The organism is Sphingorhabdus sp., from assembly GCF_044354325.1.
Taxonomy (GTDB): Bacteria; Pseudomonadota; Alphaproteobacteria; order Sphingomonadales; family Sphingomonadaceae; genus Sphingorhabdus_B.
Window position 1 is genome coordinate 1 of sequence record NZ_JBILAF010000003.1, and the last position, 24,177, is coordinate 24,177.

Annotated in this window: 20 protein-coding genes and 1 pseudogene; 15 read left to right on the forward strand and 6 right to left on the reverse strand. The window is 54.9% G+C overall.

The genetic code is table 11. The features are described 5' to 3' along the window. The 3 genes and pseudogenes from ACIQ0G_RS00510 to ACIQ0G_RS00520 form a co-directional block, all read right to left on the reverse strand. Positions 1-347 (reverse strand): annotated as a pseudogene (locus ACIQ0G_RS00510) (GNAT family N-acetyltransferase); the annotation flags it as partial. Between the two features lies 1 nt (position 348). Then, the gene (locus tag ACIQ0G_RS00515) at positions 349-2,583 is read right to left on the reverse strand and encodes a molybdopterin cofactor-binding domain-containing protein (protein ID WP_397576211.1); all 2,235 of its coding nucleotides are present in this window, start codon (positions 2,581-2,583) and stop codon (positions 349-351) included. Then, entirely contained in the window at positions 2,583-3,074 is a 492-nt protein-coding gene (locus ACIQ0G_RS00520) for a (2Fe-2S)-binding protein (protein ID WP_397576212.1), read from the reverse strand. The genes ACIQ0G_RS00515 and ACIQ0G_RS00520 overlap by 1 nt, the downstream gene beginning before the upstream one ends. Before the next feature lie 69 nt (positions 3,075-3,143). On the opposite strand from ACIQ0G_RS00520, the gene ACIQ0G_RS00525 reads away from it, so the two are divergent. From ACIQ0G_RS00525 to ACIQ0G_RS00540, 4 genes are all read left to right on the forward strand, one after another. After that, positions 3,144-4,082, forward strand: coding sequence for an XdhC family protein (locus tag ACIQ0G_RS00525; protein ID WP_397576213.1), 939 nt, complete (start codon positions 3,144-3,146; stop codon positions 4,080-4,082). Next, positions 4,082-4,675 carry a nucleotidyltransferase family protein gene (locus tag ACIQ0G_RS00530; protein ID WP_397576214.1) on the forward strand — a complete coding sequence of 198 codons (594 nt, stop codon included), beginning with the start codon at positions 4,082-4,084 and terminating at the stop codon, positions 4,673-4,675. Before ACIQ0G_RS00525 ends, ACIQ0G_RS00530 begins: the two co-directional genes overlap by 1 nt. After that, positions 4,672-6,279, forward strand: coding sequence for a sulfotransferase (locus ACIQ0G_RS00535; RefSeq protein ID WP_397576215.1), 1,608 nt, complete (start codon positions 4,672-4,674; stop codon positions 6,277-6,279). The genes ACIQ0G_RS00530 and ACIQ0G_RS00535 overlap by 4 nt, the downstream gene beginning before the upstream one ends. A gap of 202 nt (positions 6,280-6,481) precedes the next feature. After that, complete coding sequence (locus tag ACIQ0G_RS00540) at positions 6,482-8,776, forward strand: TonB-dependent receptor (RefSeq protein WP_397576216.1); 2,295 nt, start codon at positions 6,482-6,484, stop codon at positions 8,774-8,776. Positions 8,777-8,919: 143 nt separating this feature from the next. Here ACIQ0G_RS00540 and ACIQ0G_RS00545 read toward each other — a convergent pair whose 3' ends face one another. Together ACIQ0G_RS00545 and ACIQ0G_RS00550 are read right to left on the reverse strand one after the other, a co-directional pair. Beyond that, positions 8,920-10,539 carry a phytoene desaturase family protein gene (locus ACIQ0G_RS00545; protein ID WP_397576217.1) on the reverse strand — a complete coding sequence of 540 codons (1,620 nt, stop codon included), beginning with the start codon at positions 10,537-10,539 and terminating at the stop codon, positions 8,920-8,922. Next, complete coding sequence (locus ACIQ0G_RS00550; protein WP_397576218.1) at positions 10,536-11,696, reverse strand: aromatic ring-hydroxylating dioxygenase subunit alpha; 1,161 nt, start codon at positions 11,694-11,696, stop codon at positions 10,536-10,538. The genes ACIQ0G_RS00545 and ACIQ0G_RS00550 overlap by 4 nt, the downstream gene beginning before the upstream one ends. Before the next feature lie 36 nt (positions 11,697-11,732). Here ACIQ0G_RS00550 and ACIQ0G_RS00555 point away from each other — a divergent pair, with 36 nt between their 5' ends. The 9 genes from ACIQ0G_RS00555 (at position 11,733) to ACIQ0G_RS00595 (ending at position 19,556) form a co-directional block, all read left to right on the forward strand. Further along, positions 11,733-12,329: a TetR family transcriptional regulator C-terminal domain-containing protein gene (locus tag ACIQ0G_RS00555; protein WP_397576219.1), complete on the forward strand. Its 597-nt coding sequence runs from the start codon at positions 11,733-11,735 to the stop codon at positions 12,327-12,329. Between the two features lie 17 nt (positions 12,330-12,346). Next, positions 12,347-13,156, forward strand: a complete 810-nt coding sequence (locus ACIQ0G_RS00560) for a tryptophan 2,3-dioxygenase (protein ID WP_397576220.1) — start codon at positions 12,347-12,349, stop codon at positions 13,154-13,156. Between the two features lie 112 nt (positions 13,157-13,268). After that, positions 13,269-13,850 (forward strand): alkaline phosphatase D family protein, encoded by a 582-nt coding sequence (locus ACIQ0G_RS00565; RefSeq protein WP_397576221.1) that lies wholly within the window; start codon positions 13,269-13,271, stop codon positions 13,848-13,850. Further along, a complete protein-coding gene (locus tag ACIQ0G_RS00570) occupies positions 13,798-14,883 on the forward strand; it encodes an alkaline phosphatase D family protein (protein ID WP_397576222.1) in 1,086 nt (361 codons plus the stop codon). The genes ACIQ0G_RS00565 and ACIQ0G_RS00570 overlap by 53 nt, the downstream gene beginning before the upstream one ends. A gap of 88 nt (positions 14,884-14,971) precedes the next feature. After that, positions 14,972-16,090, forward strand: coding sequence for an acyl-CoA dehydrogenase family protein (locus ACIQ0G_RS00575; protein WP_397576223.1), 1,119 nt, complete (start codon positions 14,972-14,974; stop codon positions 16,088-16,090). Positions 16,091-16,296: 206 nt separating this feature from the next. Continuing rightward, a complete protein-coding gene (locus ACIQ0G_RS00580) occupies positions 16,297-16,974 on the forward strand; it encodes a hypothetical protein (RefSeq protein WP_397576224.1) in 678 nt (225 codons plus the stop codon). Between the two features lie 221 nt (positions 16,975-17,195). Beyond that, complete coding sequence (locus tag ACIQ0G_RS00585; protein WP_324477930.1) at positions 17,196-17,432, forward strand: hypothetical protein; 237 nt, start codon at positions 17,196-17,198, stop codon at positions 17,430-17,432. Positions 17,433-17,444: 12 nt separating this feature from the next. Continuing rightward, positions 17,445-17,954 carry a heme NO-binding domain-containing protein gene (locus ACIQ0G_RS00590; RefSeq protein ID WP_397576225.1) on the forward strand — a complete coding sequence of 170 codons (510 nt, stop codon included), beginning with the start codon at positions 17,445-17,447 and terminating at the stop codon, positions 17,952-17,954. A 135-nt stretch (positions 17,955-18,089) separates the two neighbouring features. Next, complete coding sequence (locus tag ACIQ0G_RS00595; RefSeq protein ID WP_397576226.1) at positions 18,090-19,556, forward strand: ATP-binding protein; 1,467 nt, start codon at positions 18,090-18,092, stop codon at positions 19,554-19,556. Between the two features lie 18 nt (positions 19,557-19,574). Here the strand turns inward: ACIQ0G_RS00595 and ACIQ0G_RS00600 are convergent, their stop codons facing one another. Continuing rightward, complete coding sequence (locus tag ACIQ0G_RS00600; protein ID WP_397576227.1) at positions 19,575-20,444, reverse strand: response regulator; 870 nt, start codon at positions 20,442-20,444, stop codon at positions 19,575-19,577. Positions 20,445-21,608: 1,164 nt separating this feature from the next. On the opposite strand from ACIQ0G_RS00600, the gene ACIQ0G_RS00605 reads away from it, so the two are divergent. Continuing rightward, positions 21,609-22,394, forward strand: a complete 786-nt coding sequence (locus ACIQ0G_RS00605; RefSeq protein ID WP_397576228.1) for an enoyl-CoA hydratase-related protein — start codon at positions 21,609-21,611, stop codon at positions 22,392-22,394. A 19-nt stretch (positions 22,395-22,413) separates the two neighbouring features. After that, positions 22,414-23,958, forward strand: coding sequence for a phenylacetic acid degradation bifunctional protein PaaZ (gene paaZ / locus ACIQ0G_RS00610; RefSeq protein WP_397576229.1), 1,545 nt, complete (start codon positions 22,414-22,416; stop codon positions 23,956-23,958). Positions 23,959-24,177 lie beyond the last annotated feature (219 nt).

The following is a 24,177-nucleotide window of genomic DNA, read 5'->3' on the forward strand; positions in this document are numbered from 1 at the left end:
TTCGGCAGATGCTTTTCGATAAGGTCGGATACTTCGAGACCGCGAAATATCGAAAAGCGCAGTTGCTGGACGAACGGTACGATCAGCCGCGCGGTATCCAACATGCTGTCGCGCGCATTCCCCGGACCACGCCATAAAGTGACGGCCTCTATGCCGTCGGTTCCATACACCGCGCCTTTGCGATGTTCATCGCGCAAGAACAAATGGAACACGCCCGTAAGCCGCTGTGCGCGCAGCTTTGCGTCTGGAATGACATAGCTCCATCCGGTCTCGGTCTGGAACGCGCGCGCCAATGTCTCGGCGATTTCCAGATTGTCCGTTGGCTTCAACAAACGTGCGTGCGGCAAATTAGGCCTTCGCTTGCGTGAGGATGGGCAGATTGCGGACGCGTTTGCCGGTGGCCGCGAACAACGCGTTGGCCAAGGCAGGGGCAGCCGGAGGAACACCGGGTTCGCCAATTCCGCCCATGTCCGCACCGCTGTTGAGGAAATGTATATCCATCACCAACGGCGCGCCTGCCATTTTCAGCAACAGGTAATCGGCCAAGTTGCTTTGCTGAACCGCGCCATTTTCAAGCGTAATCGCCTCACCAATTGCGGACGAAAGCCCCATGGTGATGCCGCCCTCAATCTGCGCCATGGCGGCGTCCGGATTGACGATGCTTCCGGCGTCCACGACCGTTGTTACCTTATGCACTTTGGGCATGCCGTCTGCACCGACCGACGCTTCGATTACCTGCGCGACGATGGTTCTGAAACTTTCGACCAGTGCAACGCCGCGACCCGTTCCCGCGGGAAGGGGGGAGCCCCAACCGCTGCGTGCGGCCACTTCGTCCAATACGCGTAAATGCCGCGATCCTGCCTTCAAATGATTGCGGCGAAATACAACCGGGTCTTCGCCCGCTGCATGGGCCAGCTCGTCCATAAAGCTTTCATTGTAAAAGCCCTGCTGTGTCGAGTTCACCGAACGCCACGCGCCGGTTTGCTGGTTTGAAACATGTGCAAAATGCCGGCGCGACACGGCGGGCAGGGCATAAGGAAATACCGTTTCGCTCTCGGCGCTTTCGGGTTGGGCATAGTCGTTGCGATATGCCGTTATCCGCTTTTCTTTCGTCAACGACGCCTTCAGCGCGGCGGAGCTTTGCGGGCGATATGCGCCTTGGGCGACTTCTTCCTCACGGCTCCAGATGAGCTTGACGGGATAGGGCAATTGCATTGCAAGCTTTGTGACCTGACCAACGATTTCCATATACATCGGCAAGCGGCGGCCAAAACTGCCACCGATCATCATCGGGTGGAAGGTCACATCATCCGCGTCGAGGCCGGATGCCTCGACGGCCATCATCTTGGTCGCAAGCGGGTCCTGCATGCCGCCCCAAATATTCAGCTTTCCATCCTTAAAATGGGCGGTCAGGGCAAAGGGCTCCATCATCGCGTGGTGCAAAAATGGCACCTGATATGTCGCCTCGATCGGTTTTGCGCCAAGTCCCTCCTGCACATCACCGTCACCGGCTGCGCTATCGGCTTCACCCTTGGCCATCAGGTCGCCCTGTGCTTTGAAAATGGACGCGGTCGAAATGCCGCCATTGCCGCCGTCCGAAAATTCTGGGGTGAGCGCGCGCAAGCCGGAAATGGCGGGCCAATAGCCTTTCGCCACGACAGCAACCGCATCATCGAGCTTGATGACTTTCTCGACGCCTTTGACCGCCAACGCAGGCGCGGTGTCTACAGAAGTCAATTTGCCGCCACGCACAGGCGCTGCCATGATCGTTGCGACGCGCATGTCGGGGACCGAAAAGTCGATGCCATATTGCGCACTGCCATCGACCTTCGCGGGAATGTCGAGCCGCTGCATCGATTGGCGCATGATGCGATATTGCGACGGATCCTTCAGCTTTGGCGCATTGTCGAGCGACAAGGTCGCAGCTTCCGCCGCCAGTTCGCCATAGCGCAACGCACGGCCGGATTTGGCATGGATGACATGGCTGTCCTGTGTCGTCAGTTCATCCGCCGGAACGTTCAGGCGCTTGGCAGCGGTTTCAACCAATGCCAGCCGCGTCGCCGCACCGACATTTTGAAAGGTCACCCGGCCTGTGAAGCGCAAAGCGGTTGAGCCGCCGGTCATCTGAAGGTTCATTTGCCGCGCGATGAAGGACAGAAATGATTGCGGAATGCCATTGATGATCGCAGGCTGCCCCGTCATATCGGCAAGGAAAGCGCGTCCAAGCCCCACATTGGCGAACGCCGGTTCTGCGGGTGCAGAAACAACACGCACCTGATCCCACGCAGCATCCAGCTCTTCGGCCAGCATTTGGGCAAGGCCAGTGTTCGATCCCTGACCAATGTCGGTGTGCGGCGAATAAATGGTGATGCTGTCATCCTCACCAATTTTCAGCCAGGTAGCAAAGATGTGACCGCCGTCGCTTTCAAGAAGCGCCTTGGCGGATTTGGCGGCATTGCTGTCGGCGATGGTAATGCCGAACAGGCCGGCACCGACGACGGCGACACCACCAATCAGGAAGGCACGGCGCTTGACGCCCTTGCGCTTTGCTGGTTGCACGTCATTTGCGGGGGTGTCAGCCATTATGCCGCTCCTTCTGCAGGTTTCGCCGCTTTCGCCGCTTGCCCTGTCGCGGCATGTATCGCCTTGCGAATACGTGGATAGGTGCCGCAGCGGCAGATGTTGGTCATCGCCTCGTCAATTTGTGCATCGCTTGGGCTGCCGGTTTTCTCGATAAGCGCCACAGCGGCCATAATCTGCCCCGACTGGCAATAGCCACATTGCGGAACCTGCGCAGAAATCCAAGCTTGCTGAACCGCGTGGAGCGTACCGTCCGCAGATTTCAGACCTTCGATGGTGGTGATCGATTTGCCCGCGACTTCGCTTACGGGAAGGCTGCACGAACGGGTGGGTTCGCCATTAACATGGACGGTGCAGGCGCCGCACGCCGCAATGCCACATCCGAATTTCGTGCCCGTTAGGCCAAGCTCTTCGCGGATGACCCATAGCAACGGCGTGTCTGGCTCCGCCGCAAGCGCCACTGGCTTGCCGTTGATTGACGTCTGAATTGCCATGCAAATAAGCTCCTACCCAAATCTGCGTTTCATATAGCAACGCTCCTGCCTCTTTGCTAGCGCATTGCCATGACTATGGGCAGCGCCAACCACGACCGTATCCTTGCCGCCGCAATCGACTGGGCAGGCGCGCCTATGGCGATTGCGACGGTGGTCGAAACCTGGAAATCTGCGCCATGCCCCGTCGGCACCCATATGCTTGTGCATGCGGACGGGCGCTTTGTGGGTTCGGTTTCGGGCGGCTGTGTCGAGGGCGATGTTCTTGAACGCGCGCAATTGGTTTTGGCAGGCGCGCCGTCGGTGCTCCGCCGATATGGCGTTGCCGACGATGCGGCGTGGGACGTTGGCCTGCCCTGTGGCGGGGATATTCAGGTGCTGGTGCAGCCTGTTTCCGCCGATGGTTTTCCGGCGCATCTGTTTGGTGATATCATCGATGCGCGCTCGGCCGGTGCGGCGCTGTCGGTTGTGACGGATTTGGAATCGGGTCGAAGTGCCTTGTTGGACGATGATGCGGGTGCTGGCTTCATCAATATCTACCATCCGCCGCGCCGTTTGCTGATTGTGGGCGCGGTCGAAATTGCATCCGCCCTTGCCGCCATTGCCGTATCGCAGGGGGTGGATGTTACATTGTGCGACCCGCGTGGCCGGTTTTTAACGGCAGAGCGCTTTCCGGAAATCCGGTTGGATGACCGCTGGCCCGACGACGCAGTTAAAGCCTTTGCGCCCGATAGCCGTAGCGCGATTGTGACGCTGAGCCATGATCCCAAAATCGATGACCCTGCGCTGGCGGCGGCGCTGGCGAGCCCTGCGGCCTATGTTGCTGCGCTCGGTTCCGTCCGGTCGCATCAGGCACGTCTTGCACGGCTCTCGGCGGCGGGTGTCAGTGCAGAACAATGCGCGCGCATTGAGGGGCCAGCGGGCGTTGCGATTAACGCGATCAGCGCGCCCGAAATCGCGCTGTCTATCGCGGGCGGCATGATCCGCGCGTTTAACCAAGGCTTACGTTGATGCAGGCGAAGGACGTAGCGATCGTCCTGCTGGCGGCGGGCAATGCGCGGCGTTTTGGTGCTGATAAGCTGATGGCGGATTTTGAAGGCGCGCCACTGGGTGCGCGTGCGGCGCATGAACTGGTCAGCGTTGCGGCAGCGGCGCATTTCGCAGTGTGTCAGCCCGACGCAATTATTGCAGCACATTATAAGCGTTTGGGATTTGATATTGTCGATAACCCGAACCCCGGCATCGGGCTATCGGGCTCGCTTCATCTCGCGGTTGAGGCGGCGTTGCGCACCGATGCGCAGGCGTTGCTTATCGCGCTGGCCGATATGCCGTTCGTGCAGGCTGCCCATGTCGAGGCTCTGATCGCGGCGTGCACCGATGATGTCGTCGCATCGTTTGATGGAAAACAGCCCATGCCGCCCGCGATATTTCCGCGATCTCATTGGCCGGATTTGCTGGCGACAGTGGGGGATGCTGGCGCGCGGCATATTCTGGCCCATGCCGAAAAACTAACCGCACCTGCGGGCACATTATGTGACATTGATACGGCAGATGATTTGGCCGCTTCAAAAGTTTCGTTTCATCGCATAGACCGTGCGCAATGAACCAAATATCTGCCCGCCCCGCCATCGAAGCTGCTTTGCGCAACCCGAACCTTATGGCGGCGGCTGTCGCGCTTTCCGAAAACAGGTTGGAGGATGCAGAGCCGCTGTTGCGCGGTCACTTGCGTGATGCGCCAACTGATGTTGCCGCGATCCGTATGATGGCGGAATTGGCGGCGCGTGTAGGCCGGTTGAAAGATAGTGAGGCATTGCTTCGCCGTACGCTTGAGCTGACGCCGGACTTTGGCGCTGCGCGTGCCAATCTGGCAACGGTGCTGTATAAACAGAACCGATTTCCGGAGGCGCTTGAGCATCTGAATGCCGTGCTCGCTGACGACGGTGACAATCCCGTCCAGCAAAATTTGAAGGCGGCAGCACTCGGGCGGATTGGGGGCTATGCAGAAGCCATATCGCTGTATCAGGAACTGACCGCGCGTTTCCCCGATCATGCCAAATTGTGGATGAGCTATGGCCATATGCTCAAAACCGTTGGCAATCAGCACGAAAGCGTGGCTGCATATCGCCACGCCATATCGGTTGAACCAACGCTGGGCGAAGTGTATTGGAGCCTTGCCAATTTAAAAACCTACCAGTTTTCGGACGAAGATGTTGCGGCGATGGAGGCCGCGCTGACGTCGGCCGGATTGGTGGCCGAGGACGCGTTTCACCTGCATTTTGCGCTGGGCAAGGCAAGCGAAGAGCGCGCGGATCATTCCGCCGCCTTTGCTCATTATGCCAAGGGCAATGCGCTGCGCAGTGCGGAGCTGCATTATGATCCGCAAGGCGTCAGCACGCAGGTCGATCAGATCATTGCCCAGTTCACCACGCCATTTTGGGAAGCGCGCGCGGGGCAGGGGCATATGGCGCCAGACCCTATCTTCATCATCGGCATGCCGCGTGCGGGTTCGACGTTGATCGAGCAAATCCTTGCGAGCCATTCCATGGTTGAAGGGACGATGGAATTGCCGGACATTCCAGCGATGGCGCTGCGTGAAGGGCGCGGGTCGGACTGGATCGATGCGACCGTTGCACTATCCGCCGATGATACCGAAAGGCTTGGCGCAGAGTTCATCGAGCGCACGCGCATCCAGCGTAAAACCGAAAAGCCATTTTTCATCGATAAGCTGCCCAACAACTGGAATTATCTGGCGTTCATCCGTCAGATTTTGCCCAACGCCAAAATCATCGATGCACGGCGGCACCCGCTTGATTGCTGCTTCTCCAATTATCGTCAGCATTTCGCCAAGGGGCAGGCTTTCAGTTATGACCTTGCCCATATGGGCCAATATTATGCGGATTATGTGCGGGCGATGGCGCATTTTGATGCGGTTACACCAGGCTATGTTTACCGCGTCATTCACGAACAATTGTTGGAAGATCCGGAACAGGAAATTCGAAAAATTTTGGAATATCTGGGGCTGCCGTTTGAAGATGCGTGCCTGAATTTCCATGAAAACAAGCGCGCCGTGCGCACTGCGTCGAGTGAACAGGTCCGCCGCCCCATCAACCGCGACGGTGTTGACCAATGGAAACCTTATGAGGCGCATCTTGACCCGTTGAAGCGCGCACTTGGCAATTTGTGGGAAATTTATCCTGCCGCAGCATAGTTGCTGGGTTGCAACACAGAAATGTAAAATTGTATGAAAACGACGGATAGAGCGAAAATATATTGCGTGGGGACGCAATTGGGAGCCTATTTATTTCAGATTAACAAGGGAGGGTCGCTGCATGCGCCTACAAAGTCAGAAGTCTAACGTCCGAACAGCTCTCGTCTTGCTGTTGACATCAACCGCCTTCGCAGCGCCAGCCATGGCGCAGCAAGCAGCTGAAGATGACAGCAATGTCATCGTCGTCACTGCGCAAAAGCGTGAACAGAATCTGCAGGATGTGCCGATTGCCATCAACGCGATTGGCAATGAAAAGCTCGATCAGCTTCAGGTCAAAGAATTCTCTGATGTTGTAAAGTTTCTTCCCTCTGTGACGATACAGCAGGGCGGCCCCGGCTTTGCTCAAGTCTATTTCCGCGGCGTAGCTTCGGGCGAGAATGCCAACCACTCGGCTTCATTGCCGACCGTAGGAACGTATCTCGACGAGCTCCCGATCACAACAATTGCGGGCGCGCTTGATTTGCATGCGTACGACTTGGCGCGCGTTGAAGCACTCGCGGGGCCACAAGGTACGTTATATGGGGCCAGCTCGATGGCGGGTACTATCAAGCTCGTAACCAACGCGCCTGATACCAGCGGCACTTATGGTTCGGGGGGCGTCGAAATAAACAATACCGCACACGGCGATTTTGGCCAGGTGCTGGAAGGGTTCGTCAACGCTAAGATCAGCGACAACGCCGCCGCGCGTTTGGTCGGCTGGTACCGTAAGGACGGTGGCTATATCGACAATATCGCCGGCAGCCGCACTTATGCGTCTTCGGGCATCAGGCAGAGCAACGCCGCTTTGGTCGAAGAGAATTATAATGACGTTGAAACATACGGCGCGCGTTTGGCGCTCGGTATTGACCTTGATGACAACTGGACCGTGCGTCCGACCTTGATGGGTCAGGTGCAAAATGCGGATGGCAGCTTTGCGCAAGAGCGTTCGGGTCAAACAACCAAAAAATTGCAGACCGTTCAGTATAATCCCGAAGGTAGCCAGGATAAGTGGATCCAAGCTGCGCTAACTATCGAAGGCAAGATCGGTAATTGGGATGTTACTGCGGCAGGCGGACATTTACGTCGTAAGTCAGAAACACAATTGGACTATTCCGATTATGCGTATTTCTACGATGCACTGTCCGGCTACGGCGCTTATTTTTATGATAACGCCGGAAATTTGGTTAACCCGAACCAGTATATTCAGGGCATTGACCGGTACAAGAAGACCTTCGGAGAATTGCGCGTATCATCGCCTGCCGATGCCCCAGTGCGTGTCATCGCTGGTCTGTTTTACCAGCGTCAGTCGCATGACATTGAGCAGCACTACATCATCGATAAGTTGTCCGACGATCTGCAGGTTCAGGGAACGGTCGACAATATTTGGCTTACCAAACAGCTTCGCGTTGATCGCGATTATGCTGCGTTTGGTGAGGCGAGTTACGATGTCACTGACAAGCTGACCGTTACCGGTGGCCTCCGCGTATACAAGTACGATAACTCGCTTGTAGGCTTTTTCGGTTTCAGCAATCCCGGATACAGCAGCAATCCCTCATATCTCTGCCAAGGCCCATCAAAGGTCGCCGGATCGCCATGCACGAACGTCGACAAATCGACGTCCGACACCGATTTCATTCACAAGCTTAACGCGACTTATAAATTCAACGACGATGCGCTTGTGTACGCGACATGGTCGCGCGGTTTCCGGCCAGGCGGTATCAACCGCCGTGGTTCGTTGCCACCATATGGCGCCGATGAACTCGACAATTATGAACTGGGCTGGAAAACGACCTTCGGAGCTTTCCGTTGGAACGGTGCGGTCTATCAAGAAGATTGGAATGGTATCCAACTGTCATTCCTTGGCGCCAACGGTCTGACGGAAATCCGCAATGCCGGCATAGCCCGTATTCGCGGCGTTGAAATGGATGTCGGCTATCGTGCCGGCGGCTTCAGCATCAACACTGGCTTCAGTTACAATGACGCGCAAATTCGTCGTGATTTCTGCGCCATTGCCAACGCGACCTTTGATTGTTCAACACCCGGCAATTCATTACTCGCACCCGCTGGCTCACGCCTGCCTACCACTGCCAAGCTTAAGGGCAATGCGGTTGCGCGTTATGAATTCCCGATTGGGGCATTTGATGGGCATGTGCAGTTTGCACTCAACTACATCGGCGGTCGGCGCAATGACCTCCGCCCAGAGCAGAATGCAATCAAGGGTAATTTACCCGCCTATACGACCGCTGATATCAGCGTTGGTATTAAGGACGACGTTTGGAAAATTGATGTGTTCGCAACCAATCTGTTCGACACGAACGGCGTTGTAGGAACCGGAGTTCAATGTTTTGAAACCGTCTGCGGAACTGGCGTAACACCGGCTACCCCTACTGGCGGTGCGTTTTATGATAACGTCATTCGTCCACGGCTGATTGGCGTGAAATTCTCACGCGATTTTTGACAATTGTTCGCTTTTCTTCCCTGCAAAAATTTTTAGGGAAGAAGGGTGAAATTCGTCATTAAATGAATGACATAAAGTTTGTTGCCATGGGCAACAGGGGGGGAGAAGCCGGATCTGTATAGATCCGGCTTTTTCATTATGGCTTAGCCGAAGATCCGCTTCAGCATGCCTCTGTCCGCCAGCACTTCAGCAGCGCAGTTGTGACCCGGGGCGCCGGTAACGCCGCCGCCGGGGTGGCTACCTGCACCGCACATATACAGGCCCTTCAACGGTCCGCGATACGCGCCATTGCCCAAAATAGGACGTGCTGACCACAATTGGTCGAGGCTCATATTCCCGTGCATGATGTCGCCGCCCACAAGCCCGAATTTGCGCTCGAGGCCCTTGGGGCTCAGTATTTGCCGGCCAAGGACGGATGCGCGGAAACCCGGTGCATAGGCCTCTACTGTGTCGACGATGACATCGGCGGCCTTGCCCTCTTCGGCATCCCAATCGCGCTTGGAACCATCTGCATTATCCGGAAGCTCCGGTGCAAATTGCTGGCAGAACAGGCTCGCAACATGTTGCCCCGCAGGCGCGAGGCTGTCGTCGATGATTGACGGGATGAGTATCTCGACAATCGGCTTTTGCGACCAGCCATCGCGCTTTGCATCGAGAAATGCGCGGTCCATATAATCAAGCGTCGGCGCAATGATGATACCCGATTGGTGGTGTTCGCCGGGTTCGGGAAGGCAGGTAAACTTAGGCAGCTCGGAAAGCGCGACATTCATACGGAACGTGCCGCTGCCTGCCTTGAACCCTTTTACGCGGCGTTTGAATTCGGGTTTCAAATCGGCGTCGTCGAACATGCGTTCGTACAACAGCTTGGGCCCAACGTTGGAGATCACGCGGTCGGCGACGATTTCCTCGCCACTTTCCAACCGGACGCCAGCCACTTTTTCGCCATCGACGAGCACGCGGGACACGGGTGCTTCAAGGCTGATTTCCACGCCAAGTGCGACGCAGACCTTCGCCATGATTTGCGTAATCGCGCCCATGCCGCCAATGCTATGTCCCCAAGCGCCCTTGTTGCCGTTCACTTCGCCAAAGACGTGGTGGAGCAAAACATAGGCGCTGCCGGGCGTATCCGGGCTGGCATAGTTGCCGACGACCGCGTCGAAACCGAACGCCGCCTTGACCGCTTCGCTTTCGAACCAGCTGTCTAGGAAGCTTCTTGCCGATTTCGTGAACAGTTCCAGCACGTCACGTTGCTGCGATAGGTTGAGCTTCATCAGCCCGCGTCCCTGCACGGCAGCGTCGATGAATGTCTTCAGCCCGTCACCGACATTTGGCGGCGATTTCAGCGCAAGATCGCGCAGGACGTCGGCAACGCCTTCCAACATGTCATAATATTCGGGAAGCACTGCGGCGTCATGTTTTGAAAAACGCGCAAATTCCGCCTGTGTACGCTCAAGCCCGCCGCCCAGTTTCAAATAGCCGCCATCTTCTTGTGGCAGGAAATTCGATATCGGGCGTTCAATGACGCGGTAGCCATGGTCGGCCAGTTTCATGTCCGAAATGACCTTGGGCTGAAGCAGGCTGACGGTGTAGCTTGCGACCGAGTTGCGGAAACCGGGGTGGAATTCTTCGGTGACGGCTGCACCGCCCACGACATCGCGACGTTCGACGATGCGAACCTTTAGCCCAGCGCGCGCCAGATAAAAGGCGCAGACAAGGCCATTGTGGCCAGCGCCAATGATGAGCGCGTCATATTTTTGTGTCATTTTTTGCTCCAGCCCTGCGCAGGGCGTTGTTCGAGGCGCGCTTCGGGAATGATGTTGCGAATTTGGCGACAGAAGCTTTTGAGGCAAACTTCCGTGTCTGACAGCGGACCCATGGAAAAGCTTTGGCTAGCCATGCCTTGCTGCACGCGCGTGATGAGGACGGTATCCTCCGCATTTACTTGGCGGTTAATACGCCAGTTGAGATAGCGCGCTGCGCGCATTTCGCGGCGATCATCAGGCAAGACATAGCTAATCTCACGGATCACGCAGCTGGTGGGACCAGTTGGCAGCCATTGCATGAAATCAACTTGGTCGGGATAAATGTCGAAGGCGACTGATGGCCACAGTTTGAAGTACAACCAGCGTTTCTGGTTGGCGGCGGGCAGGTGCGGCACTGGTGGTAACAGATTCTGATAGCCGCGCTCTGACCAGTTGGCCGATGGCCGGTCAACAAGGTCGCCCCACATGCGGTCGACATGTGGCTCTGCCTCAATGCCATAGCTTTTGCCGAACAGCCGGGTGAGGCCGGGATGCGCCACCGGAATGTGAAGCCCATCGGAATAATTGTCGCCGACATTTTTCCAGTTTACAGCCCGCGGCCGCATCGTCACGCGGCCAAGTGCCCTGAGTTCTTCGAAAAGATAAGGTGCGACTTGGTCTTCATAAGGCGCCATCATGTCGGCCACCGACGGGCCGCCGCTTTCCAGGCGGACAAAAACAAAGCCACGCCAAATTTCCATGTCGACGGCGACAAGACCCGCTTTGTCCTTGTCCAAAGTGGGGTAGGACGCGCTGTCCGGAACACCCGTCAGGCGGCCATCAAGATCATAGGTCCAAGCATGATAGGGGCACACAAGTTTCTTGGCGCATCCGCCCGATCCATCGACCAAGCGGCTGCCCCGGTGGCGGCAGACATTGGTAAAGGCACGCAACACCTGATCCGCACCGCGCACCACAATGACGCTTTCGCCAATATAATCGAGGCTATGCCAGTCGCCACTGTTTGCGACATCGCTGACATGGCAAACAACTTGCCATGAGGGACGGAAAATCCGATCTACCTCAAGCGCTGCAAATTCAGGATCATCATAGGTCCATGCTGGCAGGCTCCAGCCGTCCAGATTGTCACGCTCTATGTGCAGGTCTGATTCGGACATCTTGCTCTCCTTATTATACGAGTGTATAACAACTGGATGAGCGCGCGACAAGCCTTCACCCGCGAAAGCGCTGATACCCGCCGAGACGCCTTAATCGCGGCCTGTACGCGCTGTCTGGGAACGTATGGAGCGCAGGGCGTATCGGTACGTGCTATCTGCTTGGAAGCTGGCGTGTCACCGGGATTGCTGCGGCATTATTTCGATGGAATTGATGCGCTCATCGCGGAAACATATCGGACGACGGGGACACGTGTTGCCGCAGCGATGCACGCGGCCGTTGTAATGGTTCCCGAATCAGATCCGCGAGGGCGATTGCTGGGGTTTATCACCGCCAGTTTTCGTGAACCCATTGCCGACCCTGCTTTGCTCGCGACATGGCTAGCCTTTTGGAGCCTGTCGCGAACGTCGCCCATGATCGGACAAATTCATGATGAGCTGTACGCCGAAAACAGACACGATATTGAACGGCTGATAGCCGCCTGTCCCAACGCGCCGACGGATACACGATTGGCCGCGGTGGCGCTGACGGCGCTGGTCGATGGTTTATGGTTGGAACTGAGTTTGGGCAACGCGCCGTTCAGCGTTGCTGAAGCCGAGGCACTGGCCGAAAAGTGGGTGGATAGTTTCATTTGAAACAGTAAAGTCGCGGGATGGCCGATACATCCGAACCTGATACCCCAATGACCTATGCGCGTTACCTCGCGCTCGACAGACTTCTCGATTGTCAGGATCCACAGTCCGATTTGGATGATGAGATGCTGTTCATCATCATTCACCAAACCAAAGAGCTTTGGCTCAAGCAAATCATCCGTGAGCTTCAACTGGCGCGATCGCAAATCCAGAACGATGCACTTGTGCCTGCGTATAAGGCGTTAGCGCGTGTCAGCCGTATTCAGGCGGTGATGACGCTCAGCTGGGACGTGTTGTCGACGATGACGCCGTCGGAATATACACGATTTCGCCATGTCCTTGGGCCAAGCTCCGGCTTTCAATCGGACCAGTTTCGCACCGTGGAATATTTGCTTGGCCTCAAAGCGTCGGCTTTTCTGAAATATCAGGAGGACCGGCCAGATGCGCATGCGGCCATGACGGACGCGCTTATCAATCCAAGCATTTGGGATGATGCCATTGCCGCTTTGGCACGCGCGGGGTTCGACATACCGCACGCGTTGCTGGAACGCGATTGGAGCCAAGCACATGTGTTTTCGCCAGAGGTCGAAGCCGCGTTTCTCACGGTCTATCGCAACCCCGACACATATTGGGAATTGTACCAGCTGGCTGAAAAGCTTGTCGATCTGGACGATGCAATGGCGACGTGGCGGCACAAGCATGTCCTGACCGTCGAGCGTATCATTGGCGGTAAGACCGGAACTGGCGGGACGGCGGGTGTCAGCTATTTGAACAGCACCGTGTCCAAGCGCGCTTTTCCGGAACTGTGGTCGCTGCGCACGCAACTGTGACCGCTTCATATATCATCAACGGGCATGAATCGGTTTCATGTCACACGGTTGCAACAGCAGCTGACTAGCGCGATACACACAATATTGAATCGGATCATCGGGGGAGCACGGGATGTCATTTTTTATCAATCGCCGCAATTTGTTGGCAACTGCGGGCTTTGGTATTGGTGGCTTATTGCTGCCGGGTGGAGCCGCTATGGCGCAGACGCTGCTTGGCCTTACCGGCTTTACGCATAATGTTGCCAGTGGTGAGCCTGGCCCCGATTCCGTGCTTTTGTGGACACGTTATGTAAACCCGACCGGCGGTCCATCCAAAGTCCGCGTCGAAATTTCCGAAAGCCAGGATTTTTCGAAGATAGCGGGCGGCGGCCAAATGGTGACAGGTCCATGGCGCGACCACACCGTGAAGATTACGGTCGATAATCTCGCGCCCGGCAAATGGCATTGGTTCCGCTTCATTGCGCCCGACGGCAGCATATCGCCTATTGGCCGCACGAAGACATTGCCTGTGGGAAAAACGTCCAATTTCAACATCGCAGTTTTCTCTTGCTCGAACTTGGGCTTTGGCGAATTCAACGCATATGGCCATGCCGCGGCGCGCAAGGACATCGACCTTGTGCTGCACATGGGCGACTATATCTATGAATATGGACGCGGTGGTTATGATGGCGGCGCGAAATTCGCGGCGCGCTGACGAAATTCTGACTTTGGCCGATTATCGCTTGCGCTATTCCAGCTATCGTTCGGACAAGCAATTGCAGGCACTGCACGCCAATTTCCCGATGATCGTAAACACCGACGATCATGAAACAGCGAATGACGCTTGGGAAGGCGGCGCGCAGAACCATAGCGTAGACGAAGGTGACTGGAACGCGCGGCGCAACGCAGCGATGCAGGTCTGGCGCGAATGGCTGCCCGTTGGCGAACAGCCGTGGAAAGAATATGCCATCGGCGACCTCGCGACATATTACCGCACCGACACTCGGGCGGTCGCACGCTCGAAGCCATATTCCCATGGTGACCTGGCGCGCGCTGGAGATCCAGCAAAGGCATTTGCAGAATTTCGCGACGGGGCATGGCGCGATCCGTCCATGACTATGCTCGGAACCGAACAGGAAGCGTGGCTTTCACGGTCAATGTTGGGCGACAAGTCGACATGGGCGTTGCTCGGAACCGGAACGAACATGGGCTATAGCTACACGCCGGAAAACGCCATGGATTGGGTCCCTCGCGTTGCGCCTGAACGCGCGATAAACTATGTGCGGCAGGGCATCGCTGCGGCGAAGGCGGGCCTGCCCTACAATCTCGACAATTGGGGCGGTTACCCCACCGCGCGTTCACGCATATTGTCAGCAGCGCAGCGCGCCGATGCCAACCTTGTGGTCATCACAGGCGACAGCCACAACGGATGGGCTTTTGACTTGCCAGAAGCCGGAAAGCCAGCGGGCGTTGAATTTGGCGGCCACAGCGTCTCGTCGCCGGGCTTTGAAAGCGCAGTTCCGTTCACGGATCCGTCCGTCGTCGCGCGCAGCTTGCTTGACGCGAGTAAGCAGGAATTGCGTTGGGCAGACACATCCAACCGCGGTTACATGCACTTGGCGCTCACGCCGCAGGCTGCGACCAACGAATGGGTGTTCATGCAAACCGTGAAAGACATTTCACTCGCGACCAAGACGGGCCATAAAATGAAAGTCCGCCCAGGCCGCAAAGTCCTCGAACAGGCATAAGGCGCTGTTTAACTGGTCGGTTAAATCGCCTTGATTTTGTCCATCGCCTCGCGCCATAGAGGATGTAACGGCGCGAGGAGAGAATGACATGCAGATGCCTGGCTTAGGATATAGCGAAGAGCAGATTGAGTTGCTGGATGTGGCGACGACCTTTTGTCGCGACAAATCACCCATCGATCGCGTCCGTAAGTTGATGGAAAGCGATCTTGGCTATGACGCGGACATCTGGGCTGAAATCGCGGCTTTGGGCTGGACGGCCATTGCTATTCCAGAAGCACATAATGGCGTCGGGCTGACCATGGCTGAAGTCGTACCGGTGGTGGAACAAATGGGGCGGCATTTGATGGCGTCGCCCTTGGTTGCATCGACGCTGGCTGCGCAGGCGCTCATCGCTGGCGGCACAGAAGCGCAGCGCGCGGAATGGCTGCCAAAGCTTGCCGAAGGGGCGATTGGTTCACTCGCGCTATCCGAAGCGCATGGCGACTGGGATCTGCTCAACATCACCGCGACGGCCAAGGTTGATGGCGACAGCGTCGTTTTGTCCGGTGAAAAGCAGTTTGTGCTGTGGGCGCAAAGCGCGGATGTCATTGTCGCATCGGTCATGCTTGACGGCAAACCAGCGCTTGTTGCTTTGACCGCGGATGATGTCGCTGGCCGTCTGCGCCGCGAATCCATCATTGACGAAACCAAGCGCAGCTTTGCGGTGTCACTCGATGGTCTATCAGTACCCCGCGCCGCATTGCTCGACGTCGCGCGCGCTGCATCCACATTGGCGCATGTCGAGCAGGCCGCCAATCTGTTGCAGAGCGCCGAAATGTGCGGCGGCGCGCAGAGCGTAATCGATTATACCGTCAGCTATCTGCAGACGCGCAAACAATTCGGCAAAATCATCGGCGAGTATCAGGCGCTCAAACATCCGACCGTTGATGCCTATGTCGACTATGAAAAAGCGCGGTCGCATTTGTACAGCGCCGCGAACAGTTTCAGCGATCAGGGGATGGGCGAAATCGCCGTGCGGATGGCGAAAGCCGCCGCAGATGGAACCTACAGCTTTGCCGCAGACCGCGCGATCCAGTTCCACGGTGGCTTTGGCTTCACCCATGATTGCGACGCCGGGTTACACCGCCGTGCCGCGATATTCCATGCCTCACAATATGGCGATGCGGCATGGCAACGCGCAAAGCTTGCGCCATTGTTGCTCGGGTAATCATGATGAGAAAATGGTCGGGGCAACCGCACAACATGTTGCCGCCGATCTCGATAAAGCCCCGTTCATATTGTGCCCTATGATACTTTGCTAACTATTGTAACCAAATGAGGTTACGGTTGAGAATAAGTATCTGTAATATAATCGTAAAATGATAAATAGTGGCAAAATGGTTATATTTGCGTTCGTAACGGTGGCGATATGCCGTGCAATTTTCTTTGCGAACCTCAAGGGCGCACAACCGAAGCGATAAGCGCGCGCCGCATCGATGCTTAGTTGGTAAGATTCGGTATTTTTCATCACCTTGGTGGATGGCTGGGAAAGCTCCACGAGGTTTATTTTGTCTGTGTCCGGTAAGAAAAATGGTCGAATATCAAGATGATGTAAACATCGACGACCAGGTCCGCACTTTCGAGGTCCCCATCCAGTTCACGCGAAAGCAGCTGGAAAAGATGCTGCTCGCCGTTCAGGCGGACGCGCATGATTCAACTATATTTGACGACGCTTCCCATACAGCCGACGTTGCAACCACGCTGGCAGTGAAAAAGGCCGTTGACCTGATCGAAATCGCCAAGCGCCGCGCACGGTTTGTTGCAGCTGCAAACCTGTTTGCTGACCCTGCTTGGTTCATCCTTTTGGACCTGTTTGTTCGGCAGCATTCCGGTTTGGACACGGGCGTTTCCAGCGCTTGCCGCGCGTCATTTTCGCCTGTCACAACAGCGCTGCGGCACATTGCGATTATGACCGAACGAAATATCATTGTCCGGCGCTTCGACCCGCGCGACCAGCGCCGCGTGTATCTGGAACTGACTGAGGAAACGAAACAGGAAATTCAGCGAATTTTGCTGACTGACGACGCTAACGACCTGGCGATCGCGTCTTAAGCGCAGTTTTCGGTTTCGCCACGGGCGACGCCCACCCCGATAATGTTAGATGGTATTTCGGCGCAGCTGCATTGCATGAGGCGCCGCTTGCTCGGTTATAGCAGCACGTTCAGAGCGCGTTCGTATTCCGCAGGAATCGACATTTGTTTGCAGAATCCGCCGCCACAGCCTATTATGCGCTCCGAAATTCATAAATTTTTATACAATCTGCGGTTAATTCGATGAAATCACTTAATGAGCTGGACAGCAAGACGCTGCATGAAATCATGCAGCCGTTGAACATCATAAGGTTATCTTGTGGTAATATTCGCGCAAGGATTTCAAATCGTCCAGGCGAGGATTCTGATTACCTCATTGAGAAAATGGTGCGTATTGAAGAACAAGTCGTGCGCGCTACGAAGCTTTTGCAGGATTTAAGAAGGCGCGATGAAAATGACGGCATACCCCGGGACAGTTAAGGGGAAATCATTATGTATGGCATGGTTCACCGGGCTGTGCGGCAGATGGTTTTTGATGAGTTGGGTGAAGACGCCTGGCTCGCTCTCGAACATAAGCTGGGTATTGGGCCAACCGAGCTGCTCACTGGTATGGTTTATGACGACGCCCTGACCATCGCTATCATCTCGGAGGCGTCAGCGCGGTTGAACCTATCCGTTGATGTCTGTCTTTTCGAATTTGGGCGCTACTGGATTAAATATGCCGAGCGCGGTTCGCTCGCGTCGATCATGAATTTCACAGGCCAAGATTTGGCCAGCTTCATTGAAAATCTGGACAGATTACATCTTGCGGTGGGCGCAGCTATGCCAGGCGCGGTCTTGCCCTCATTCACCACAATATCGAAGGCGCCCGGACGGCTGATGGTGGAATATCGGTCGGATCGCACAGGTTTGGAGCCATTTGTTCTGGGGCTGTTCGATGGTTTAATTACACGCTTTGGTGCGACTGGCGACGTGAAGATCGCCGAGCATAAGGCAAATTAGATTGTCTTTGAACTTCAATATCAAGACGAAAGTTAACGCGTGCTGCTGACATTTACGGAGCAGCAGCTTGCCAGCCTCCTGCCAGCATATCTGCGCCTGGACTCGTCGCTTTGTATTAAAGCGATAGGGCCATCGGTGGCTGAACATTTGCCAGATATCCGGGTTGGCATGCGATGCACCGATGTGTTTGACTTTATTCATACCGATATCGAGCAATTTTTCGACAACACGCAGGGCGTTAAGCCGATCCGGCTCGTTTCGCATTGTGGAAGCACCCATTTATTCGGTGCAGCGGTTTTTGACAAAACGGGCTGTATCTTGGCCGTGCGGCATGTTCTGTCCGAGGAATCGATGAACAATGGCACCTTATATCTGAACGACTTCGGCTATGCCGACCCTGTGGTGCTAAGTACGATGCTGATCTCGTTGCAACGGGCGATGCTTGAAGAGTCGCAAGCAACCGCGATTGAGTTGGCCCATGAACGAGAGCGCAGCGCCAGCCTTCTAGAGCGGACAGGCCGGGTCGCAGGCTATATGGGGCATGACTTTAACAATTTGCTCTCCATCATCACGTTGAATGCTGACCGGTTGCTTCGTAAATTTGGCCATGACGAAAAAATCAGCAATCTTGCCCAGATAATTCGGGAAACGGCTGCGCGCGGATCGAACATCACCCAGTCGCTGATGAAACTGTCACAGCAGCAAACGGATACATTGCTGCCCATCATCATCGACGACCTCATTCGGGAAAATGATACCTTCCTGAACAGCGTTGTGGGATCGGGCATTAGCTTTGATATCGATTTACAGGCTGCCACGTCCGAAAGCGTCATCAGTTATAATGGGTTGCTGAACTGCATTATCAACCTGCTCATCAACGCCCGCGAGGCGAGGCCGAATGGCGGACGGATATCGCTTTCAACATCTATCACGCAGGGTCTTGCCACCAGCAAATCGGGCGGCGGTGACACGGAACCAAGAGCATATATTGCCATTTGCGTTGCCGACAGCGGTAGCGGAATGAGTGAAGCGTTACTTTCACGCGCGTTTGAGCCGTTATTCTCGTCAAAGCCAAAGGGAACAGGCCTTGGCCTTGCATCCGTCCGCGATTTTGCGAAGGAAATGGGCGGTGACGTCTGGCTGGAATCGCAGGTCGGCGAGGGGACCACGGTGTACCTGCATCTGCCCTTGGCAAATCCGTCCGCCGAAGCCCAAACACCACATAAATTCGGGCAGTCTGCGGACGCACCAGCCATTGGTACGCGGCACATACTTCTGGTCGAGGACGAACCTTACGCGCTTGAGGCGCTGGCCGAAATGCTGGAGGCGGAGGGCTATGCCGTTACCCCATGCGCGTCAGGGGAACAGGCCATGCAGGCGCTGGAGCAGCAGGCCTATCATCTATTGCTCACCGATATTGTTATGCCCGGGCAAACCGGCACGGAAATCGCCAGGCAGGCCAATCGCGGCCAGCCATCTATCAAGACGATATTGATGAGCGGATATGTGCCCGATTCGGCATCGCTTGAACCCGGCTGGATGTTCATCCGCAAGCCGATGGATAGCGATGAGCTGCTCCGTCTTGTCGCGTCCGCAGTCTAAACGAAATCTTCTGCCCGGTTAAACGGCTTGTGCCTTAAGTTTCCAAGCGTTTTCCAGATAGCGCTGCATGGCAGCTTTGGCATCAGGTTCCAGCTCCAGCAATGTGCGGCGTTTATCCGTTGGGTCAGTCCAGCGTTTGACCAAGCCAGCCTCAACCAGATTGTTTACATGACGCAGCGCGGTGGTGAGCGGGACGAGCGTCGTTGCTGATGCGCTTGATGCCGGCACAGGCTCGCCGCGCAGGCTTGCTTCTGCAAGGTCCAGCAATATTTCCCATGAAGGGCCGCTCAGCACAGCGGGGTCGAAATATTTCGATTTATTATGTTGGAGCTTCAACAGCAGTCGGATGAAGCCTTGCAAATCGTCGTGCGTTGGCGTCGCGTCGTGATCGATATCGTCCGGCAAGCCGTGGGGGTTCAGTAGCTTGGTAAGTTCCGTGATTTGGAACCGGTTGGCCAATGTGGAATGATTGGCATACGCGCGCCGCAGTGCGGTCGCCAAATGATCTATAGATACAGGCTTACTGAGCAAATCAGTTGCCTGCGATTGCATGGCCATGGTGGCAACTTCAAGGCTGGAATAACCCGTTATCACCAGCGTCACTATCGGCCGATTGGGTTTAAAGCGCTCCGCAATGTCGGACAGCAGCGAGATGCCGTTAATGCTCGGCATTTCCAAATCGGTCAGCACAATGCCGATATCTTCGGAATCCGAAATCTTCTTGAGCGCTTCCGACGCATTGCTTGCGCAGACCACATCGTAGCCCAGATTGACGATCGTATCGCGGTATTCATCCAGACAAACCGGGTCGTCGTCAACGACGAGAACCGTGCATCCGGTCGGAATTCGTTTGAAGGTCAACTCTCCGTTTGAGCCGCTGACGTGCATGAAAGGTCCCCGTTATTCCTGCCAATAGGCTGTACTGGCCCTAGTAATTGTGGCGTGTCCAATCAATGTAACTTAACCATAAAGTTTTACCAGACCCCATCTGCCATGTTTTTGCAGATGCAACGTTTCTGGCGGAGTGCATATTCTGTTGAGAGCGCACCGCGCATCACACAAAACAGGGGTAAAAGGCTGTATAAATGGCGCACCCAAGAGGATTCGAACCTCTGGCCTCTGCCTTCGGAGGGCACTTAATGATTAAAATAATCGTTATAAATCAATAACTTATGATACATTTCTGAGTCGTGTGCACGTTTTGTGCATTTTTTAGCTGTGCAAAAATCGGTATATTATAATTGTTTTACAGGTAGTTAAACGAATTGTGGTCGATTTTTTGGTTGCCAAATGTTTTGACGATGGACGCAACCGCCAAGGCAAATCGAACAAAGGCGCTTGCAACACCGCAAGCTGGCCGCCTAATATCAACCCAACTGATGAGGCCAATGCTCCGCTAATTTACGCAACCATCAGTGCCAAATGTTCTGACGACGGACAACTGCTTCGCCACATAGGGGAAAATGGTTCAACTAAAAAATAGCACCAAAGGATGATTTATCAAGTGATCCATAATCACACATAATCAATGATATGGCGCGACTATTAAGTGCACAAGTTGGAACACATTTAACCCCGCGAGTTCTTCATGCCCCGACCAAACCGCTCAAGGGGGATGTGTGATGCGCAGGTGACAAAAAGGGTTGGCCAACGGGATGGGATAAATCTGCTCGGCTATTTTCCTCAGTTTGATTGGCGCAACCCACCACAATAACGGCGACATTCTTTCAATCCAACGCCGGAATACTTTGAGCCAGCGACCGGATATGTGCAGCAGATTCGTTCGGTCTGATTTGTGCGAGAGCGTAGCCATGTCACCCAGTCTATGTTCGAATAGGGTCGCCGATCGATGCTGTGGGCATAGGGGGCCTGTCCAGCCAAAAATATATAAATGCATTATAAGGCATGATACTCTATCGGTGCCGAACTCTAAAAAGACAAAATTTCAGTCTATTCCGTCCTTTCTAAAAGGAACTTGCGATAAACTGCGATATAATGCATTAGGCAATAATATATGTAGGTGCATGTCGGTACGCGTTTTGGGAAGCGATCATGTCAAAAAATACTGAGCGAGCGAGCTTGAAGATTGATGGGAGTGTGGCAACGATCTCTTTGTTGCGCGCTAACCAGCTCAATGCATTTGATTTACCGATGCATAATGCTCTTACACAGTGCCTCGACGAGATTGAAATCAATGAGAATATTCGGGTAATTATTTTAACTGCTGAAGGTCGTGCGTTCAGCACTGGGCAAGACCTCTTTGAAAGAGCAAAAGCCTTTGAAGTCGGTGAAGCTCCAGATATCCGCGGATCGCTTGATGTTTTATATAACCCCTTAATCCGAAGAATTATTAAATTACCCATACCAGTCATCTCTGCCGTAAACGGCATCGCATTAGGCGCCGGTGCAGCCATTGCGATAGCATGTGACATCACATTGGCGGCCGTATCTGCTCGGTTTCAGTTCAGTTTCGTAAATGTCGGGCTGGGACCAGATTCTGGTGCAAGCTGGGTTCTTCCTCGCCTGATTGGCACACAACGGGCAATGGATCTCAGTTTAAGCGCACGCCTTGTCAGCGGCCGAGAGGCGGAAGCGATGGGACTTGTCGCACGCTGTGTCGAGGACGAGGATTTGCTTCCTCAGGCGTTGAATTTGGCGCAGGAGATCTCAGGAAAGTCTGCTGATGCTGTAAGTAGCATAAAGCGGCTGATACGCGAAACAATGACCATGAGTTTCGACGAAGCACTTGATGCCGAGCGTGATAACCAAACAAAGCTTGGACAGACTATTGCTTATCGCGAGGCGGTGCTGCGCTTCTCCGAGCGGTCGCGGCTTTAAAACACTTGGAGAAATCCCGATGACAAACTTGCTCAAACTCTCTTCTTACATTGGTGACCGCTGGCTGCCCTCGGGCGGAGGTGCGGAGCTCTTATCTGCCATAGATGGATCAGTCGTCGCCACTATGCCAACGAGAACCGAAACATCTGCTATGTTAGACCATGCGCGTTGTGTGGGCGGACCGACGCTTCGAGCTTTGACTTTCCAGCAGCGCGGAAAAATTCTGCGTACTCTCGCCGATGCACTGACGGCACGCAAGGATGAGCTTTATGCTCTCTCCCACTTGACCGGTGCGACGCGAAGCGACAACATGTTCGACATTGACGGTGGCATTGGATCGCTGTTCGTCTACGCCTCGAAGGCCAAGACGTTGCCTGATGCCCATGTAATTCTTGACGGCGGACGCGAAGCAATCAGCAAAGGCAATTTCGCTGGGCAGCATATTCTCGCGCCTTTGGCGGGTGTCGCGATCCACATCAATGCCTACAACTTCCCAGTCTGGGGAATGTTGGAAAAATTGGCGCCCACGCTGCTTGCTGGGATGCCTATGATCGTCAAACCTGCCACTGTCGGTGCCTATCTGACCGAAGCAGCCTTTCGTATTATGATTGAAAGCGGGGCGTTGCCAAACGGCGCACTGCAACTGTTGCTAGGCGATACTGGAGACCTACTTGATCAACTCAATGGACAGGATTGTGTTTCATTCACTGGCTCGGCCGCGACAGCAGCCCGGCTCAAAGCTCGTCCCGCAATTATAGCCAACACTGTACGATTTGCAGCCGAGCAGGATAGTCTCAACGCATCAATTTTGGGCGCCGATGCTACGCCTGAAAGTCCCGAAACTGATTTGTTCGTTAAAGAAGTTGTACGCGAGATGACGCAGAAGGCAGGGCAGAAATGCACAGCGATCAGGCGGATCATGGTGCCAGAACCCTTATTTGATAGTGTGCAGGCAGCAATCGTTGCTCGTCTTCGCGAGACGACGGTAGGCGATCCGCGCGACAAAGCGACCCGCATGGGTGCGCTGGCAGGTCTGGCGCAGCGCGAGGATGTTGCAGCTAACGTTACTCGTCTTAAGGCTGACGCTTCGGTGGTCTTGGGAGGTGAGGCTGTGCACTTCAAAGGAGTGTTGTCTGGCGGAGCATATTTTCAACCGACTTTGTTACGATGCGAGAACCCTAGCCAAGCTGACGCAGTGCACGCGATCGAAGCGTTCGGACCGGTTTCCACAATCATGCCATATAGAGATTCAGCTGAGGCATTAACGCTCGCCAATGCTGGCAAAGGATCGCTGGTTATGTCAATATTCAGCCATAGCGAGAATTTCATTTCGGGCATCGTTTCAGGTAGTTCAAGCTTTCATGGTCGCATAATGATTGTAGACCGCGATAGTACTGCTGATGCTACGGGCCACGGTGCAGCATTGCCTCACTTGCAGCATGGGGGGCCAGGCAGAGCTGGTGGCGGTGCGGAACTCGGCGGGCTCATAGGCATGATGCATTATCTTCAACGAACGGCTTTACAGGCAGCTCCAGCAACACTTGATGTTCTGGCCGGCGTTTAAATGAGGTGCATTTAGCTGCCTAATTCATGAAAGCTTCACCTTTACAGAATGATTAGATTCATATGCAATCCGCTTGACCTATGTAGCTTAAGTGGGACTCAGCTGGTCTGCGATAAGCGTGGGTGATGAAGTATCAGTTCGACTAGCACGAGAGCTTAATGTCGAGGAATAAATTCATTCCACTATCAGGACAAATTTAATTACGTCGCGACATTTCTG

Excerpts from the sequence above, each read along its gene's own strand:
- ACIQ0G_RS00590 (WP_397576225.1), top strand. The coding sequence starts at position 17,445 with ATGTATGGCATGGTTCACCGGGCTGTGCGGCAGATGGTTTTTGATGAG.
- ACIQ0G_RS00600 (WP_397576227.1), bottom strand. The coding sequence starts at position 20,444 with ATGCACGTCAGCGGCTCAAACGGAGAGTTGACCTTCAAACGAATTCCG.
- ACIQ0G_RS00540 (WP_397576216.1), top strand. The coding sequence starts at position 6,482 with ATGGCGCAGCAAGCAGCTGAAGATGACAGCAATGTCATCGTCGTCACT.
- paaZ (WP_397576229.1), top strand. The coding sequence starts at position 22,414 with ATGACAAACTTGCTCAAACTCTCTTCTTACATTGGTGACCGCTGGCTG.
- ACIQ0G_RS00565 (WP_397576221.1), top strand. The coding sequence starts at position 13,269 with ATGTCATTTTTTATCAATCGCCGCAATTTGTTGGCAACTGCGGGCTTT.
- ACIQ0G_RS00535 (WP_397576215.1), top strand. The coding sequence starts at position 4,672 with ATGAACCAAATATCTGCCCGCCCCGCCATCGAAGCTGCTTTGCGCAAC.
- ACIQ0G_RS00520 (WP_397576212.1), bottom strand. The coding sequence starts at position 3,074 with ATGGCAATTCAGACGTCAATCAACGGCAAGCCAGTGGCGCTTGCGGCG.
- ACIQ0G_RS00515 (WP_397576211.1), bottom strand. The coding sequence starts at position 2,583 with ATGGCTGACACCCCCGCAAATGACGTGCAACCAGCAAAGCGCAAGGGC.
- ACIQ0G_RS00570 (WP_397576222.1), top strand. The coding sequence starts at position 13,798 with ATGAATATGGACGCGGTGGTTATGATGGCGGCGCGAAATTCGCGGCGC.
- ACIQ0G_RS00555 (WP_397576219.1), top strand. The coding sequence starts at position 11,733 with ATGAGCGCGCGACAAGCCTTCACCCGCGAAAGCGCTGATACCCGCCGA.
- ACIQ0G_RS00575 (WP_397576223.1), top strand. The coding sequence starts at position 14,972 with ATGCAGATGCCTGGCTTAGGATATAGCGAAGAGCAGATTGAGTTGCTG.
- ACIQ0G_RS00530 (WP_397576214.1), top strand. The coding sequence starts at position 4,082 with ATGCAGGCGAAGGACGTAGCGATCGTCCTGCTGGCGGCGGGCAATGCG.
- ACIQ0G_RS00545 (WP_397576217.1), bottom strand. The coding sequence starts at position 10,539 with ATGACACAAAAATATGACGCGCTCATCATTGGCGCTGGCCACAATGGC.
- ACIQ0G_RS00605 (WP_397576228.1), top strand. The coding sequence starts at position 21,609 with ATGTCAAAAAATACTGAGCGAGCGAGCTTGAAGATTGATGGGAGTGTG.
- ACIQ0G_RS00560 (WP_397576220.1), top strand. The coding sequence starts at position 12,347 with ATGGCCGATACATCCGAACCTGATACCCCAATGACCTATGCGCGTTAC.
- ACIQ0G_RS00525 (WP_397576213.1), top strand. The coding sequence starts at position 3,144 with ATGACTATGGGCAGCGCCAACCACGACCGTATCCTTGCCGCCGCAATC.
- ACIQ0G_RS00585 (WP_324477930.1), top strand. The coding sequence starts at position 17,196 with ATGAAATCACTTAATGAGCTGGACAGCAAGACGCTGCATGAAATCATG.
- ACIQ0G_RS00550 (WP_397576218.1), bottom strand. The coding sequence starts at position 11,696 with ATGTCCGAATCAGACCTGCACATAGAGCGTGACAATCTGGACGGCTGG.